Consider the following 15,467-nt stretch of genomic DNA (forward strand, 5'->3'; position numbering starts at 1 on the left):
TGTGAGTGGATCAGGCACAATGGATTTGCCCGCTCACGACCAGCCAGCTTGCTCTCATGCGTATTTTGACTCCGCCCGACTTGCCCATCGCCGGCCTTGCCTTGCGCCAGCTTGAAGAACGTGACCTGCCGGTCTGGTACGACTATCTGCGCCTGCCAGCGGTGATTGAGCACACCAGCTGGAATCTGCATTCCGCTGAGGACCTCATCCCCCTGTGGCAAGCGTATGTGTCAGAAGGCGTGACCACCCCGCGCCGGTTAGCACTGGTGGATGGTACGGATACGCTGGTTGGCACGATCGGTTTTCATACGGTGAACGACATGAACCGCAGCGCTGAACTGGCGTATGACCTCGCGCCGGCCTATTGGGGGCATGGGCTGGCGGCGCAGGTGGGCCGCGCGGTGGTGCCGTGGGCGTTTGAACAGTTTGGCTGGTTGCGGATTCAGGCGACGGCCATGGAAAGCAATCTGCGTTCGGCCCGTGTGCTGGAGAAAGCCGGTTTCCAGTTTGAAGGTTTGCTGCGCAGTTACCGGGTGGTGCGCGGCCAGCCACGTCATTTCCGGCTGTTTGCGCGGCTGGCGAGCGATGTTGCGCCATAACTTTTGTGGCAAACCGTAGGGTGGATTCGCGCAGCAATCCACCTCTGTGATGTGGATTGTCACTTCGTTCCAGATCCACCCTGCAGCACCGTAGCCCGGATGAAGCGTGCCCGTACCCCCATAAAGTGGCTGGATGAAGTCAGTTGCAACGGGGCAGCGAGAATCCGGGGTTGTGCCGTCAGGACAGAAATTGTTTTGCTTCGCGACCCCGGATTCCCGGCCCTTTGGGCCTGCATCCGGGCTACGGGAACCAGGCGTGCGAAAAAAAAAAGGATGCCAACGGGCATCCTTTTTTGTTTGCGGCAAGACCAGGCTCAGAACAGCCGCTCGGCATACAGCGCGGTGGGGAAGGTGGCTTCCCAGCCATGTTCGCCGTAGGGATAGCCCTTCATACCGTAGCCCGGATGAAGCGCAGCGAGAATCCGGGGTTGCGCCGGCAGAACAGAAATTGTTTTGCTTCGCCATCCCGGATTCCCGGCCCTTTGGGCCTCCATCCGGGCTACGGGAACAGGCGTGCGAAAAAAAAGGGATGCCAACGGGCATCCTTTTTTGTTTGCGGCAAGACCAGACTCAGAACAGCCGCTCGGCATACAGCGCGGTGGGGAGTGTGGCTTCCCAGCCATGTTCGCCATAAGGATAGCCCTTCATGTTGTCGCAGACACGTGCCAGGGTGCCGAAGTAGCGGCCCTGGTTGTCGGTGGTCTGCGCCAGTTGCGCCGGCATGCACAAGAGCGGCCTGCCGGTCATGTTCTCTGCCATGTCGCTGGCCAGCGTCTTTTGCTTGCCGGTGTATTTGACCAGCACCGGAATGCTGCCGCGCTCGCCCAGTTGTTCCGGGGAGAGGCGTGGCACAAAGCGGAAGTCTTCGTTGCGCGCGCCCACGCTGGCAAACAGGTTGTTCTCCAGCACACCATCATGGTTGAACACAGCGGTAATGCCCGGTTTGTGGTCACCAAATACGACGACCATGATGGGGCGTTTGCGCTTGGCGGCGGCTTTTTGCAGCGCGACCACAAAGTGCTGCATGTCGGCGATGGATTTATCCAGCCGCGCGCGGTAATCCGCCTCGCCATTGTCGTCGTTGGCGCCGACGTACTTGCCGTGCGTCATGACGGTAGCCATGAACATCATGGTTTTTTGTTTTTTCGGGCTCTGGTTGTAAAGACTCAATACCTTGTCGAACAACAGGGTGTCGTCTGGCCAGCCTTCTTCGTTCCAGTTCATCTCATCGACAAAGTGCGTTTCATCAAAGCCGAACTTTGGGTAGATGATGTTGCGCTTCCAGAACGTGGAGTAGTAATCGTGCAGGCCGTAGGTGTGATATCCCTCTTTGCGGAAGTGGCTGACGATGGTGTGCGCATCGCTGCGGTAGGTATTGGCAAAGTTCTGGTAATCCACACCGGGGAATACCTTGCTCGATAGCCCGGTCAATACTTCAAACTCGGCCTCCGCCGTGCCGCCGCCATAGACCGGGCTGACCATATGGGTGAGCGCAAAGCCGTTGTCATCTCGCAGGCGCAGTACGGCGGTGGGGAAACGGCTGTCTTCGGTGGTAAAGCACGATTCGCACAGGATCACAAAGACATCGGGATCGGTGGCGTCAAACTGGCGCAGCGGCGCGGCGGCATAGAAATTGTGCGGGCCGTGTTTGGGCGGCGGTACGGTTTCTGCGTTCAGGTAAAGATGGCCCAGCACACCGTTGCTGCGGGCGTTTTCGCGAAAATTGTAGGAGAGATATTCTGTGTGCAGCGCATTGGTCAACTGCGGCGTCACGTAGTCATCCAGCCGGGCCGGGTTTTCCATGCGCACATAGAACAGGGCGGGCAGGATCAGCGCTGGCAACAAGCGCCAGGACAGAATACGCGGGTGGCGATACAGACCGTAGCCAATGGCCAGCACGGTCATGCTGACATAGGCCACCAGATGCCAGTCGGCGTAACCGGTCAGCGCGGCCCCCTGAGAGACTTCGAACAGATCCCGCGTCAGCAAGGGTTCGCCGGTGGCGTCTTCTTTGATCCAGCTACCGTTCAGCAAGGCGCCTTCCAGACCAATGGTGGCCGCAACAGCGGACCAACGCTCCAGAAAAGCAAAGAAAAACAGGAATAACAGCACCTGGAAGAGAACGCGGGACGCATCCCATTCGGTATCGACCAGCAGACGGCCGACGATCAGCAGCGCAAATGGCGCAACGGGGCTGAATTTCTTCCAGGCAGGCGCCACCCAGGCCGGCAAAGTCGGCTGTATTTTGCGAAAACCAATGTCCGCAAGGGCGGCGGGGCTAAGCAATTTCATATTTCAGTCGTTCAGTACCGCAGAACGGCGAGGAAAAAACGATCGACCATAGCCGTGATCCCGCTGTAAGCAAACGTGAATTTTGACAATTTTGTGACCGCATTGCGAAAAGACTGATCAGCGGCAACACTGGTTCCCGGCCTTGCAGGTTTTTTTTGCGGTCCTTATCATCGTTCGCAGCTTATCCAGCCGCAAACGCATTCCGGTCCGAGACCGGGCCCGCTGTTCACCCCCAGCCTGCCTGAGTCATCTGCGCTTATTGTCGCGTCCACCCGTTTGCTCTTTCACCCCTACCGCCTGGCATGGGGAAGGAATGCGGCTGTCATCAGCACTGGGCATTTCTTTGTCATGGTCCGGCCAAAAATAAATAAGAGAAGAGAGCACCATGACGACGACTGCATCCCCAACGCCGGCCAATTCTACGGCGCGTGTTGCGGTAGCCAGCTTTATTGGCACCGCGATCGAATTTTTTGATTTCTACATCTTTGCCACCGCCGCCGCGCTGATCATCGGCCCGACATTTTTCCCCAAAGACTCGGCGACGGCGCAATCGCTCAATGCCTTTGTCACCTTTGGCATTGCCTTTCTGGCGCGCCCGGTGGGCTCTGCCTTGTTTGGTCACTTTGGCGATCGCATCGGGCGTAAATCCACGCTGGTGGCGTCTTTGCTGGTGATGGGCGTCTCGACCACGCTGATTGGCTTTTTGCCAAGTTACGACAGCATTGGTGTGGCTGCGCCCGTGATCCTGTGTCTGCTGCGCTTTGGCCAGGGCATTGGTCTGGGCGGAGAGTGGGGCGGCGCCGCCTTGCTGGCGACCGAAAACGCACCGGCCGGCAAACGCGCCTGGTTTGGCATGTTTCCGCAAATGGGGCCATCGATTGGCTTTCTGTTTGCCAACGGTCTGTTCTTTGGCCTGGCCGTGCTGCTTTCGGACGAACAATTCAAAAGCTGGGGCTGGCGTGTCCCGTTCATTTTCAGCGCAGCGCTGGTCATGGTTGGCCTGTATGTGCGCCTGAAACTGCACGAAACCCCCATCTTTGCCCAAGCCATGCAACGCAACGAGCGCGTACGCGTGCCGCTGTTTGAAACGCTCTCCAGCCACCTGGTACCCGTGTTGCAAGGCGCGTTTTCCATGGTCGTGTGTTATGCGCTGTTTTATATCTCGACCGTCTTTGCACTGTCTTACGGGGTGAGCACGCTGCACTTCACCAAGCCGCAGTTCCTGGCCATGTTGTGCTTTGCCGTGCTGTTCATGGCGCTGGGCACGCCGCTCTCAGCCTGGGCGAGCGACAAATGGGGCCGCCGCCCGGTGCTGTTGCTGGGTACCGTGCTGGCCATGCTGTCCGGCTTTGCCATGGCCCCGCTGCTGGGTGGCGGCACTACATTCAGCGTGGGTTTGTTTCTGGTGATTGAGCTCTTTTTGATGGGCTTCACCTTTGGCCCGATGGGCGCACTGCTGCCGGAAATCTTCCCGACACAAGTGCGTTATACCGGCGCATCCATTGCCTATAACGTGGGCGGAATTATTGGCGCGTCTATTGCGCCTTTTATTGCCAAAGTCCTGGTCGACAAGGGCGGGCTGTCCTGGGTGGGCGGTTATGTATCGGTGGCGGCGCTGTTGAGTTTCCTGGCCGTATTGTCGATGCGCGAAACCCGCTCGGCCGATCTGATCAGCGCGGGGCAAGCCGCAGCCAATGATGATGAGGCGACGCCGGTCGCCCAGCGGGTTTGAGGCTGGCAGAGATGTAGCCCGGACGAAGGCCGCAGGCCGGGAGTCCGGGGTTGCGGCCTGGGCAAAGATAGCCACCCCGGATTCCCGCTTTGCTCCATCCGGGCTACGAAATTTTGGTTCCTTTCTTTGGGGCCGCCGAGGTGGCGAAGCACCTCGGCGGCCCCAAAGAAAGTGATGTACTCCCGCCACCGCGGGTATCAAATGCCTTTAAAACCCACACCGCAAGGCGCTAACGGCGGTTCATGGTTATAAGTCAGCCACGGTGGGTTGTCGCTCCCGCTCCGAATCCACCCTACGCGCTGGTATCCAACGCAAACCCCGATTACCCCGCCAATTCAGTCCTGATCTCAAACTGCCCACTCAAAGTCTTGTGCACCGGGCATTTCTCTGCCACCCGCAACAAATCTGCGCGGGCGGCGTCATCCAGCGCCCCGCCCAGCGTGATATGGCGCTGCATGTGATACATGCCGCCTTCCTCCTCATGCGTGATCTCTACCCGAATGCTTTCCAGCGGGTAATTGCGCCGCCGCGCATACAGTTGCAGGGTGAGCGAGGTGCATGCACCCAAGGCGGAATCCAGCAGTTCATGCGGGTCTGGCGCGCCCGGTGCGCCGCCACTGGCTGCGCCCATATCGGCGGTCCATTGCGCGCTGCCGTTGCTGAGCTGGGTAATGGTGGCCTGGCTGGCGGCCTGCCATGTCACGTGGATGGTCATAAAGGCTCCTTGAACCGGTGAAAAGGGCAATGTGGTTCAGTGTAGAACAGCGAAGCCAGGCCACGGCAGGTATCTCCAGCACGACAAAGCCGGGATGACCATCAAGGTCCATCCCGGCTTTGTGATCGCGGCCAACAGGTCAGTCTGGCTTGGCGAGCACACCTTCCAGCCTGGACAGGAAAGACTGCCAACCCCAGTTGGCGCCTTGCAGATTGCGGTCTTCATGCGGCTTGAAGCCGCTTTGTTCCATACGCAGCAATACGCCGCCGTCCGCAGGGGTCAACGTGAACGTCACCACGGTCTGGATGCCGGTGGCCGCTTCTTCGCCAGAAGCACACCAGGTGTAGGCCAGTTTGCTGGGGGCCTCCACGGTCAGCACCTGGCAATCGGTGATGCCATTCCAGCCCGGCATGGCGGGCATGCGAAAGCTGAAGCGGTGGCCCACGACGGGTTCAAAGTCATTACTCATCAACCATTCTTCAATCAGCGGGCCTTGGGTCAGGGCTCGCCAGACTTTGTCCTGCGGATGGGCAAAGGCGCGTTCCACCACCACCGTGCGCAGGGTCTGATCGGTATCGGGCATATTCATTGGTCCATCCTCTTCAAAAGGTCATCAAGTCGATCAAAACGGTCTGACCAGAAGGCGTTGTAGTAACGCAGCCAGTCCACCAGCGGGTTCAGCGCACCGGGCTGGGCGCTGTAGTGGGTCTGGCGGCCATCACGCCGTTCGGTCACAAGGCCCGCCTCTTTGAGGATGGCCAGATGTTTGGATACCGCCGGTTGCGACACCCCGGCCAGATCGGTCAGGGTGCGCACGTTTTGTTCGCCCTGACGGCAAAGCCGTTCATAAACGGCGCGCCGGGTGGGGTCTGCCAATGCGCGGAAAAGGGAGTCGGTCACGGTATCCATGAAAAAATCATAACCATTTGGTTATCAATTAACAAGTTGCTTGTGCAGAGGCAGGGCGCAAACCGAAGAACGGTATTTTACCCGGATGATATTGACGTGGTATTTATATCCGGGTAAATTTGACTGCATCACCTCAGTAGCAGGCGCACCATGACCCACCCTATTCATTGCACGGCCTTTGTCGGCCACCGGCGTATTGCCAGCGGCCTGTTGCGCGATGTCGCGCTGGCCATCAAACACAGTGGCGCAGACGAAGCCGACGCACCATTGCTGGTGTTTGACGACGCCACCGCCCGCCCGGTCGAACTGGATTTACGCGGTACAGCGGCAGAACTGGCAGCGCGTATTGTCGAAGTCATCGGCACCGCAGATCATGAAGAAGAGGCCGACGCGCCACGGGGCCGTGGTCGCCCCAAGCTGGGCGTGGTCGCGCGGGAAGTCACCTTGCTGCCGCGTCATTGGGAATGGCTCAATAGTCAGCCGGGCGGTGCATCCGTGGTACTGCGCAAGCTGGTGGAGGCCGCGCGCCATGCCAGCGCGGCACCTGACCGGCGCCGTCACGCGCAAGAGGCGTGTTATCGCTTTATGTCTGCGCTGGCGGGCAACCTGCCAGGGTTTGAAGAGGTCTCGCGTGCTTTGTTCGCGCCAGACCAGGCCCGCTTCGACGCTCTGATTGAGGCATGGCCAGAAGATGTGCGTGACTACGCCGCGAGGCTGGCCGCAGGCGTCTGGGCCTGAGGCTCAGGCCTCGTCGGCGCGACGGAAACGGTCTAGGCTTGTGGAGTCAGCTTACCTGGATAGTGCGTCGTCCCATGTCGCAGATCGACCGTGAAACCCTGCATCATTATGTAGACCGCACCAACTTTGTGGTGCGCTGCGCCGCCTCGGCCACGCTGGCCTGGTATGCCGCAGTCTTGCTGCAATCGCCGCATCCGGTCTGGGCGTCGATGTCGGCGCTGATTGTCTCGCAAGAAACCGTCCATGCCACGCGGTCATCGGTTTCTGGCCGGGTCGCCGGCACGCTCATTGGCGCGCTGGTGGCATTGGCGGTGAATGTCGCGGGCGATCACTGGCAACTGGCCGTGCCCTTGCAACTGGCGGCGGCAGTGGGCATTTGCGCCATCATTGCCATGGGCCGCCCCGCCATCCGCGTGTGCTTGTGGACCTGCCCGCTGGTGCTGCTAACCACCACCAGCACCGAGTCTCCCTTTCTGACCGCCGTTTACCGCACCGCCGAAGTGTTGATCGGCGTGATCATTGGCGGTTTGCTCCACCTGGCCGAAGCCAGCCTGATGACCTGGCTGCGATTGGGGCGTTATCGTCTGGCAGAAGAACAACCGGAACTGCCTGGCCGATTGCTGGAAGCCCACCTGCGCGGCGTGGCGCAGCATAAAAAGGACGTGGAAAACATGCTGCACCAGGGGAATGACTGAGCGGACGTGCCGGGGCATAAACGCTGGACCGATGCGATAGCATGAGTGGCAGTGGCAGTTGGGGTTGCAGTTGGGGTTGCAGTTGCAGTTGTAGTTGCAGTTGGTTTTGACTTTCCGTCCCCATAAAAGCCTAGCGCCGATGGAGCGGAGGGAGACCTTAGGTTCCCGACCGACTGAGGGTAGCCCGGAGGGCCGCAGGGCTGGGTCGCCTTTCTTTGGTTACTTTCTTTGGCGACGCAAAGAAAGTGACGTGCTCCGGCCACCGCCGGTATCAAATGCGTTTCAAAACCTGCGCCGTAAGGCGCTAACAACATAGTTCTCGCCAGAGAACGGAGCCGTTCCGGCTCCACCCCGGATTCCCGCTGCCGCTCCATCCGGGCTACGCTGCTCACTTGCAAACATCGCAGACGTGGATTGTCGCTAACGCTCCGAATCCACCCTACAACTAGCCCGTAGCCCGGATGAAGGCCAACGGCCGGGAATCCGGGGTGATCATGTCGAAAAGAACCCTGTCCTCGCACGTGTGGCCACCCCGGATTCCCGCTGCCGCTCCATCCGGGCTAGGTCGTTCACTTGCAAACATCACAGACGTGGATTGTCGCCATCGCTCCGAATCCACCCTACAGCCAGCCCCGCAGCCCGGATGGAGGCCAACGGCCGGGAATCCGGGGTGACCATGTCGAAAAGAACCTTGTCCTTGCACGTGTGGCCACCCCGGATTCCCGCTGCCGCTTCATCCGGGCTACACCGCTGTGGGTCTCACCAGAGAACGGAGCCGTTCCGGCTCCAGACTGGATTCCCGCCAAAGGGACGCCGAGATCGGGAACGGCAAAATGGGAGACGCGTGGGCCAGGCAACGGCCAGCCAAACCAGTTACCCGTGCCCCTTCTCACTATCCATATGCGCCATCTGCGCCGGCTGATAGCGTTCCCCCGCTGCCGCATCCGCCGGAATGGCCGCTTCAATCTGTGCCAGTTCTGCCGCACTCAAAGACACGTTGAGCGCCCCCAAAGACTCGGCCAGTCGCGTGCGTGTGCGCGCGCCAATCAGCGGCACAATGTCGTCCCCGCGTGACAACACCCAGGTAATCGCCAGTTGCGCCACGGTCACGCCTTTGGCCTGCGCCAGGCTGCGCAAGGTGTCCACCAGTGCCAGATTGTGGGTCAGGTTATCGCCGGAAAAACGCGGTGCGGAACCCCGGAAATCCCCCTTGGCCAGCGAGCGTTCTGGCGTCCAGTGGCCGCTGATCAAACCACGGGACAGCACGCCGTATGCGGTGATGCCAATGCCCAGTTCGCGGCAGGTGGGCAGGATGGTTGCCTCCAGCGAGCGGGAAATCAGCGAGTACTCAATTTGCAGATCAGAGATCGGTGCAACGGCGGCCGCGCGGCGGATGGTTTCAGCGCCGACCTCAGACAGGCCGACATGGCGAACATAGCCTTCTTCGATCAACCGGCTGATGGCGCCCACGGTGTCTTCAATCGGCACGTTCGGATCCAGTCGGGCCGGGCGATAGATATCGATGTAATCCACACCCAGGCGCTTGAGGGTGTAGGCCACAAAGTTGCGCACGGCGGCGGGGCGGGCGTCGTAACCGCTCCAGCCATTGGCAGGGTCACGCAGCGCGCCAAATTTCACGCTGATCTGCACCTTGTCCCGGTTTTTGCCCTTGAGCGCACGGCCAATCAGCATTTCGTTATGACCCATGCCATAGAAGTCGCCGGTATCCAGCAGCACCACGCCGGCATCCATGGCGGCGTGAATGGTGGCAATGCCTTCTTCTTCATCGGCCGGGCCATACATGCCGGACATGCCCATGCAGCCCAGGCCAAGGGCGGCGGTGGTCGGGCCGGTGTTGCCGAGTTGTCGCTGTTGCATCTTCAGACTCCAGGAGAGGTCGCTGGCCTGGCAGGTTTGCGCGGGCCGATGCATTGCATTGTGATTGACCGGATTTTCCGGATAAAGCCGCCGCCACTGGATTTATTATACGAAGATCAAAAACAATCAGTGCAGTGCGCCCGGAGCCGGAAATGGATCGTATCGAAGCCATGCAAGTCTTTCTTAAAGTGGCTGAGTTCAGCAGTTTCAGCAAGGCGGCAGATGTACTGCACTTGCCGCGTGCCACCGTGAGCAACGCTATTCAGCAACTGGAAAAACGCCTGGGCGCGCAGTTGTTTCAGCGCACGACCCGCCGGGTCAGCCTGACCCAGGAAGGATTGATCTACCAGGAACGCTGCACACGCCTCGTGGCAGAGCTGGAAGACACCGACAATCTGTTTACCGGTGCGGCCCACCGCCCCAGCGGCGTGGTGCGGGTGGATTTGCCGGAACGCATGGCGCGGCTGGAGGTGATTCCGCGTTTGCCGGAATTCTTTGCGCGTTATCCGGACATCCAGTTGCGCTTTGGCGCGCATGACCGCTTTGTTGATCTGGTGGGCGAGGGCGTGGATTGCGCCGTGCGGGTGGGCGCATTGCCGGATTCCACCCTGATGGCGCGCCGGGTGGGCCTGCTGACGCAAATCAACTGTGCCTCGCCTGACTACCTGGCGCGTTATGGCGTGCCACAAACCATTGCCGACCTGGAACAGCATCTGGCGGTCAATTTTCATTCCAGCCTGGCGGGGCGTGATCTGGACTGGGAATACGTCAAGGACGGACAAACCCGGCAGGTGCGCATGAAAAGCCGGATTTCGGTCACCAGTTCGGAGGCCTATATGGCCTGTTGTCTGGCCGGTCTGGGGCTAGTGCAAGCGCCGGCGAGCGGCATACAGCCCTTGTTGGCGAGTGGCCAGTTGCAGGAGGTTTTGCCGCAGTACCGCGCTGCGCCGTTGCCCGTTTCTGTGGTCTATGCTCAAAACCGGCGGCTTTCTGCGCGGGTGCGGGTATTTGTGGATTGGGTGGCAGAAGCGCTACTGCAGAACTTGCAGACAACGGCACCGTTAGTCGGTTGATCAGTGGTGCTGACACGTCATCAGCATTCATTTGGCATAATGCGGGCCAAACAGAAATTGCTGATATAACAAGGATAATTGTCATGCTGCACACCTTGCAGGGGCGCGTTGCGGCGGCCGTCGCCGTCATCTTGCTACCGGTGATCCTCGGTGGGGCCTTGCTGTTTGCCCTTAACGAGAGCACACGGGTTCACGACGAGACCGATCAACAGGCACAACAAGCGCTCGATAACGCAGTGGATCAGCTCAAGCTGACCAACGACCAGATGAAAGCGCGGGTCGATGCCGCCATGAAGTTGTTGAAGGCGCGCGGGCTGGCGCTGGGCCAGCCGGCCAGTGGCCCGGCCGTGGTGGTAAAAGACAAAAACCCGCCCGACCTGCTGCTGGGTACGGCGGCGCAAGCCAACCATTTCGAACTGGTCGATGGCGTACTGGACATTATGGGCGGCACCGCCACCTTGTTTTCGCGTTCGGGCGATGACTTTGTCCGGGTCTCCACCAACGTCAAGAAAGACGGCAACCGCGCCATCGGTACAGTGCTGGACCCCAAGGGCCGCGCTATTGCGGCCATTCGCCAGGGGCAGCCGTTTTACGGTCAGGTCGACATTCTGGGTAATCCATACATTACCGGCTACGAGCCAATCCACGATGCCGCCAACAATGTAATCGGCATCTGGTATGTGGGTTACAAGGTCGATCTTTCGCCCATGCAGGCCACTGTCGGGCGCATTCATTTGCTGCAAAGCGGGTTTGTGGCGGTGGTGGATGACAAGGGCAAGGTGCGCTTTCACTCGGGCAGCGTGGATGACAGCGCGGCGCAAAGCCTGATCGACAGTGCGCCAGCCGGCTGGGCGCATATCGAGCAACCGTTTGATGACTGGAAATTCAAAGCCGTGGCCATGTGGCCGGAGTCTGAGGTCAATCAGATTGCCCGCCAGCGCGCACTGGTGATCGGCATTAGCGCGGTGGTGGTGGCGGTGCTGCTGTTGCTGGTGTTGCTGGCCTTGCTGCGGCATATGGTGCTCAAGCCCCTGGGGGGCGAACCGGCCGATGCGGTGCGGGCCGCGCAAGCGATTGCCGATGGCGATCTGGCGTTCCCGTTACACCTGACCCATGCCTCACGCGACAGCATGATGGTCGCTATTGGCCGCATGCGCGACGCTTTGCGCGCCATGATTGAAGAAATCCAGGCCGAAGCGCGCGGGGTGAACGAGATTGCCGGGCGCTTTAACGTGACGTCGCAGCAGATTGCTGAAGGTTCTGCCCGCCAGTCTGATGCCACCACGACCATGGCGGCCGCGCTGGAAGAATTGACCGTCAGCGTGAACCATATTTCCGCCAGCGCGCAAACCTCGCTGGATCATACCTCGGAGAGCGCCAATCTGAGCCGCGAAGGCGAGCAGGTGATCGCCCGCACGGTGACCGAAATCCAGGGCATTGCGGAACAAGTTGACCAGACCGCCCGCGTGATTGCCACGACGGTTGAAAAAACCGTCGCGATTGCCAGTGTGGTGAAGGTGATCCGCGAGGTGGCGGACCAGACCAATCTGCTGGCACTGAACGCGGCCATTGAAGCCGCGCGCGCCGGTGAACAGGGCCGCGGCTTTGCGGTGGTGGCCGATGAGGTCCGCAAACTGGCCGAACGCACCGCGCAATCGACCACGGAAATCAGCCAGACCATTGCCGCCGTGCAGGAAAGCGCCAGCGAAACCACCCGCAATATCCAGACGACTCAGGGTCGGGTCGCCCAGGGGGTGGAGTTGGCCAACCAGGCGGGCGCGGCAATCCGGCGCATTGAAGAAGCATCGGGTGAGGTACTGCGTGTGAGCCGTGAAATCACCGTGGCGCTGCGGGAGCAAAGCCAGGCCAGCAATGACATTGCGGCCAATGTGGAGCGGGTAACGCAGATGATCGTGCAGAACGAATCCGCCTCCCGCGATGCCGCCCACGAAGCGCAGGAAATGCACCAGGTAGCCAGCAATCTGAACACCACGCTGTCCCGTTTCAGGCTGTAATACCAGGGCACACCTGTAGCCCGGATGAAGCGAAGCGAGAATCCGGGGTGGCAAAGCCGGATCAGGTGCGATCCTGCGAACAGGGTAACCCCGGATTCCCGCCTGCGGCTTCATCCGGGCTACGGTTGTGTATTGAGGTACGGCGCAGCAAAGATCAGGGGCCAGCAAGCGCGGGCCCCGAAAGTCAAAAGACCGGCACAGGCCGGTCTTTTGTTTTGCTCATCTCACACCGCGGACCAGCTTTTGCCCAGCGGGTTGAAGGTCGGCTTCTGGCCGCCCCACAGCTGTTCCAGATCGTAGTAGTCACGTACTGGGGGCAGCATGACGTGGACCACCAGCGAACCGGCATCAACAAGGACCCACTCACCGGAGTCTTCGCCTTCAGTGCTGACAATCTCAAAACCCTTGGCCTTGAGTTCAACGCTGACGTTGTTAGCCAGAGCGCGAACCTGGCGGTTGGATTCGCCAGTAGCGACGATCATGCAATCAAAAAGATCGGTGAGCTGCGTGGTATCAAGCACCAGGATTTCCTTGCCCTTGATGTCTTCCAGTGCCGCTACGGCGACATCGCGCATCTGCTGTATGTGTTCGTTCATGCATCCATATCCTGCGGTGGCCGACGGTGCGGGCCGGTTGCGATTGCAAACCGGTGCAGGTCCGGCGGCACGGGCCGCTTCAAGTTAGGTAAAGCCCGGACTGCCGAATGGCTTCGGCGACCGGAGTCAGGCCGCTGACGTCTTCCCCGTGCGCGAGTTTGTCGCGCAGTTCGGTAGACGAAAACGGCATGAGCGGGGTTGGCAGGATGCTGATCCTGCCTTTGCCCAGCGCAGCGGGCTGCGCCGGGACTGCGCGGTTGTGTAGTTCCCGCGCGAGTTCTTCAGAAAGTGTAGTCCAATCGTAACCGGGTCGTGCAGCAATCACCATGTGGCCGCAATCGAGTAAATCACGCCAGCGATGCCAGCTTTCCAGGTGATGGAACGAATCTCCACCGACCAGCCAGACCAGCAAGGTATCCGGTTGCTCGCTTTGTAATTCCGCCAGCGTATCTACCGTATAACAGTAGCCCTCCCGGCGCACCTCCCGGTCGTCGGCTGTCAGGCCGGGCTCCTGGGCAATGGCCGCGTTGACCCACTCAAACCGCTGTTGCGGCGAGACGGGGGGCGCCGCACGGTGCGGCGGCAAGCCGGTGGGGATCAGCCGGACTTCCGGCAGCGCAAACGTGTCACGCAGCGCGCGGGCCAGAATCAGGTGGCCGTTGTGGATCGGGTCAAAGGTGCCGCCGAAGACACCTGTTGCAGTCTGCGGCGGCGTCATTAGCTCTGTACTGGTCAAACCCGGACTTCTCCGTTACCGAGCACAATCCACTTTTCGCTGGTCAAGCCCTCAAGGCCAACTGGACCACGGGCGTGGATTTTGTCGGTGGAAATCCCGATTTCCGCACCCAGGCCGTATTCAAACCCATCGGCAAAGCGGGTGGACGCGTTCACCATGACGGAGGCCGAATCCACCTCGCGCAAAAAGCGCCGCGCTTTGGTGTAGTTTTCGGTCACGATGGCGTCGGTATGGTGCGAACCATAGGTATTGATGTGATCCATGGCGGTATCGAGATCCGGCACAATGCGAATCGACAGGATCGGCGCCAGGTATTCGGTCCGCCAGTCTTCTTCTGTCGCTGCAATGGCGTCCGGCAGGATGTCCCGCGTCGCCGCACAACCTCTGAGTTCCACGCCCTTGGCGCGGTAAATGTCCGCCAGCGGCAACAATACGCGCTGGGCTGCGTTGGCATGCACCAGCAGCGTTTCCATGGTGTTGCATGGCGCATAGCGATGCGTCTTGGCATTGTCGGCAATGCGGACGGCCTTGTCGGTGTCCGCTTCGTCATCAATGTAAACGTGGCAAATGCCATCCAGATGCTTGATCACCGGCACGCGAGCATCTTTGGCAATGCGCTCGATCAGCCCCTTGCCACCACGCGGCACGATCACGTCGACAAACTCGGTCATGGTGATCAACTCACCCACGGCGGCGCGGTCAGGTGTTTCAATAATCTGTACGGCGGCCTCAGGCAAACCCGCCTCAGCCAGACCGGATTTCACCAGTTGGGCAATGGCCTGGTTGCAATGAAATGCTTCACGACCGCCGCGCAAAATGGTGGCATTGCCGGATTTGATGCACAGCCCGGCGGCATCTGCCGTGACGTTGGGACGGGCTTCATAAATGATCCCGACCACGCCCAGCGGCACCCGCATTTTGCCGACCTGGATACCGGTGGGGCGGAATTTGAAATCGCCCATCTCGCCAATCGGATCACGCAAGGCGGCAATCTGGCGCAGCCCTTCGGCCATGCTGGCAATGGTTTTTTCAGTCAGTTGCAGACGATCCAGCAACGCTGGTTCAAGGCCGTCGGTGCGGGCTTGTTCCATATCGCGTGCGTTGGCGGCCAGCAGGTCTTGCGCGTTGGCTTCAATCCCTGCGGCAATCGCCAGCAAAGCGGCATCTTTGGCGCGAGTCTCGGCCTTGGCCATGGCACGACTGGCCTGGCGTGCCTTGCGACCCACTTCCTGCATGTATGCCTGAATGTCCATCTTCTGCCTGAAAATCAAAGAAATAGCATGCCATTGTAGCGAATTGGCATGAGGATGTCGTGGGGAGGTTGGGAGGGGCTGGGTGCCTCCCGCTGTCTCACGGACTCGTCATTCCCGCAGGGGCGGGAATCCGGCTGCAAAATGTGCGAGGAGGAAGGGGGCGGGCTTCTTCCACAACTTCGTCATTCCGGCGGAAGCCGGAATCCAGTCGGCCATCGCGGATGGCCCCGGCTGGC

At 60.2% G+C, this 15,467-nt stretch carries 13 protein-coding genes and 1 pseudogene; 6 read left to right on the plus strand and 8 right to left on the minus strand.

Annotated features, from left to right (window positions below; all coding sequences use genetic code 11):
• Positions 1-56: 56 nt before the first annotated feature.
• Positions 57-599 carry a GNAT family N-acetyltransferase gene (locus HNQ50_RS14860; protein WP_184101980.1) on the plus strand — a complete coding sequence of 181 codons (543 nt, stop codon included), beginning with the start codon at positions 57-59 and terminating at the stop codon, positions 597-599.
• Between the two features lie 570 nt (positions 600-1,169).
• Here HNQ50_RS14860 and HNQ50_RS14865 read toward each other — a convergent pair.
• Positions 1,170-2,891, minus strand: coding sequence for an LTA synthase family protein (locus tag HNQ50_RS14865; RefSeq protein ID WP_184101981.1), 1,722 nt, complete (start codon positions 2,889-2,891; stop codon positions 1,170-1,172).
• 385 nt (positions 2,892-3,276) lie between these two features.
• Here HNQ50_RS14865 and HNQ50_RS14870 point away from each other — a divergent pair, with 385 nt between their 5' ends.
• Positions 3,277-4,623 (plus strand): MFS transporter, encoded by a 1,347-nt coding sequence (locus HNQ50_RS14870; protein ID WP_184101982.1) that lies wholly within the window; start codon positions 3,277-3,279, stop codon positions 4,621-4,623.
• A 322-nt stretch (positions 4,624-4,945) separates the two neighbouring features.
• Here HNQ50_RS14870 and HNQ50_RS14875 read toward each other — a convergent pair whose 3' ends face one another.
• The 3 genes from HNQ50_RS14875 to HNQ50_RS14885 all read right to left on the minus strand — a co-directional run bounded on the left by HNQ50_RS14875 (position 4,946) and on the right by HNQ50_RS14885 (position 6,247).
• Entirely contained in the window at positions 4,946-5,338 is a 393-nt protein-coding gene (locus HNQ50_RS14875; RefSeq protein ID WP_184101983.1) for an OsmC family protein, read from the minus strand.
• A gap of 139 nt (positions 5,339-5,477) precedes the next feature.
• The gene (locus tag HNQ50_RS14880; RefSeq protein ID WP_221303203.1) at positions 5,478-5,927 is read right to left on the minus strand and encodes an SRPBCC family protein; all 450 of its coding nucleotides are present in this window, start codon (positions 5,925-5,927) and stop codon (positions 5,478-5,480) included.
• Positions 5,924-6,247: an ArsR/SmtB family transcription factor gene (locus HNQ50_RS14885; protein ID WP_184101984.1), complete on the minus strand. Its 324-nt coding sequence runs from the start codon at positions 6,245-6,247 to the stop codon at positions 5,924-5,926. The genes HNQ50_RS14880 and HNQ50_RS14885 overlap by 4 nt, the downstream gene beginning before the upstream one ends.
• Positions 6,248-6,397: 150 nt before the next feature.
• On the opposite strand from HNQ50_RS14885, the gene HNQ50_RS14890 reads away from it, so the two are divergent.
• Positions 6,398-6,985 (plus strand): DUF2239 family protein, encoded by a 588-nt coding sequence (locus tag HNQ50_RS14890; RefSeq protein WP_184101985.1) that lies wholly within the window; start codon positions 6,398-6,400, stop codon positions 6,983-6,985.
• 74 nt (positions 6,986-7,059) lie between these two features.
• Entirely contained in the window at positions 7,060-7,680 is a 621-nt protein-coding gene (locus tag HNQ50_RS14895; RefSeq protein ID WP_184101986.1) for an FUSC family protein, read from the plus strand.
• Positions 7,681-8,553: 873 nt separating this feature from the next.
• Here the strand turns inward: HNQ50_RS14895 and HNQ50_RS14900 are convergent.
• The gene (locus HNQ50_RS14900) at positions 8,554-9,558 is read right to left on the minus strand and encodes an aldo/keto reductase (RefSeq protein WP_184101987.1); all 1,005 of its coding nucleotides are present in this window, start codon (positions 9,556-9,558) and stop codon (positions 8,554-8,556) included.
• 152 nt (positions 9,559-9,710) lie between these two features.
• Here HNQ50_RS14900 and HNQ50_RS14905 point away from each other — a divergent pair, with 152 nt between their 5' ends.
• Together HNQ50_RS14905 and HNQ50_RS14910 are read left to right on the plus strand one after the other, a co-directional pair.
• The gene (locus tag HNQ50_RS14905) at positions 9,711-10,631 is read left to right on the plus strand and encodes a LysR family transcriptional regulator (RefSeq protein ID WP_184101988.1); all 921 of its coding nucleotides are present in this window, start codon (positions 9,711-9,713) and stop codon (positions 10,629-10,631) included.
• Positions 10,632-10,714: 83 nt separating this feature from the next.
• Positions 10,715-12,481, plus strand: a pseudogene (locus tag HNQ50_RS14910) (methyl-accepting chemotaxis protein); the annotation flags it as partial.
• Between the two features lie 389 nt (positions 12,482-12,870).
• On the opposite strand, the gene rsfS reads toward HNQ50_RS14910, so the two are convergent.
• The 3 genes from rsfS to HNQ50_RS14925 all read right to left on the minus strand — a co-directional run bounded on the left by rsfS (position 12,871) and on the right by HNQ50_RS14925 (position 15,231).
• Positions 12,871-13,242 (minus strand): ribosome silencing factor, encoded by a 372-nt coding sequence (rsfS, locus tag HNQ50_RS14915; protein WP_184101990.1) that lies wholly within the window; start codon positions 13,240-13,242, stop codon positions 12,871-12,873.
• A gap of 79 nt (positions 13,243-13,321) precedes the next feature.
• Positions 13,322-13,960 carry a nicotinate-nucleotide adenylyltransferase gene (nadD, locus tag HNQ50_RS14920; protein ID WP_184101991.1) on the minus strand — a complete coding sequence of 213 codons (639 nt, stop codon included), beginning with the start codon at positions 13,958-13,960 and terminating at the stop codon, positions 13,322-13,324.
• A 14-nt stretch (positions 13,961-13,974) separates the two neighbouring features.
• Positions 13,975-15,231 (minus strand): glutamate-5-semialdehyde dehydrogenase, encoded by a 1,257-nt coding sequence (locus HNQ50_RS14925; protein WP_184101992.1) that lies wholly within the window; start codon positions 15,229-15,231, stop codon positions 13,975-13,977.
• Positions 15,232-15,467: the final 236 nt, after the last annotated feature.

This window comes from Silvimonas terrae (assembly GCF_014202765.1).
Classification (GTDB): domain Bacteria; phylum Pseudomonadota; class Gammaproteobacteria; order Burkholderiales; family Chitinibacteraceae; genus Silvimonas; species Silvimonas terrae.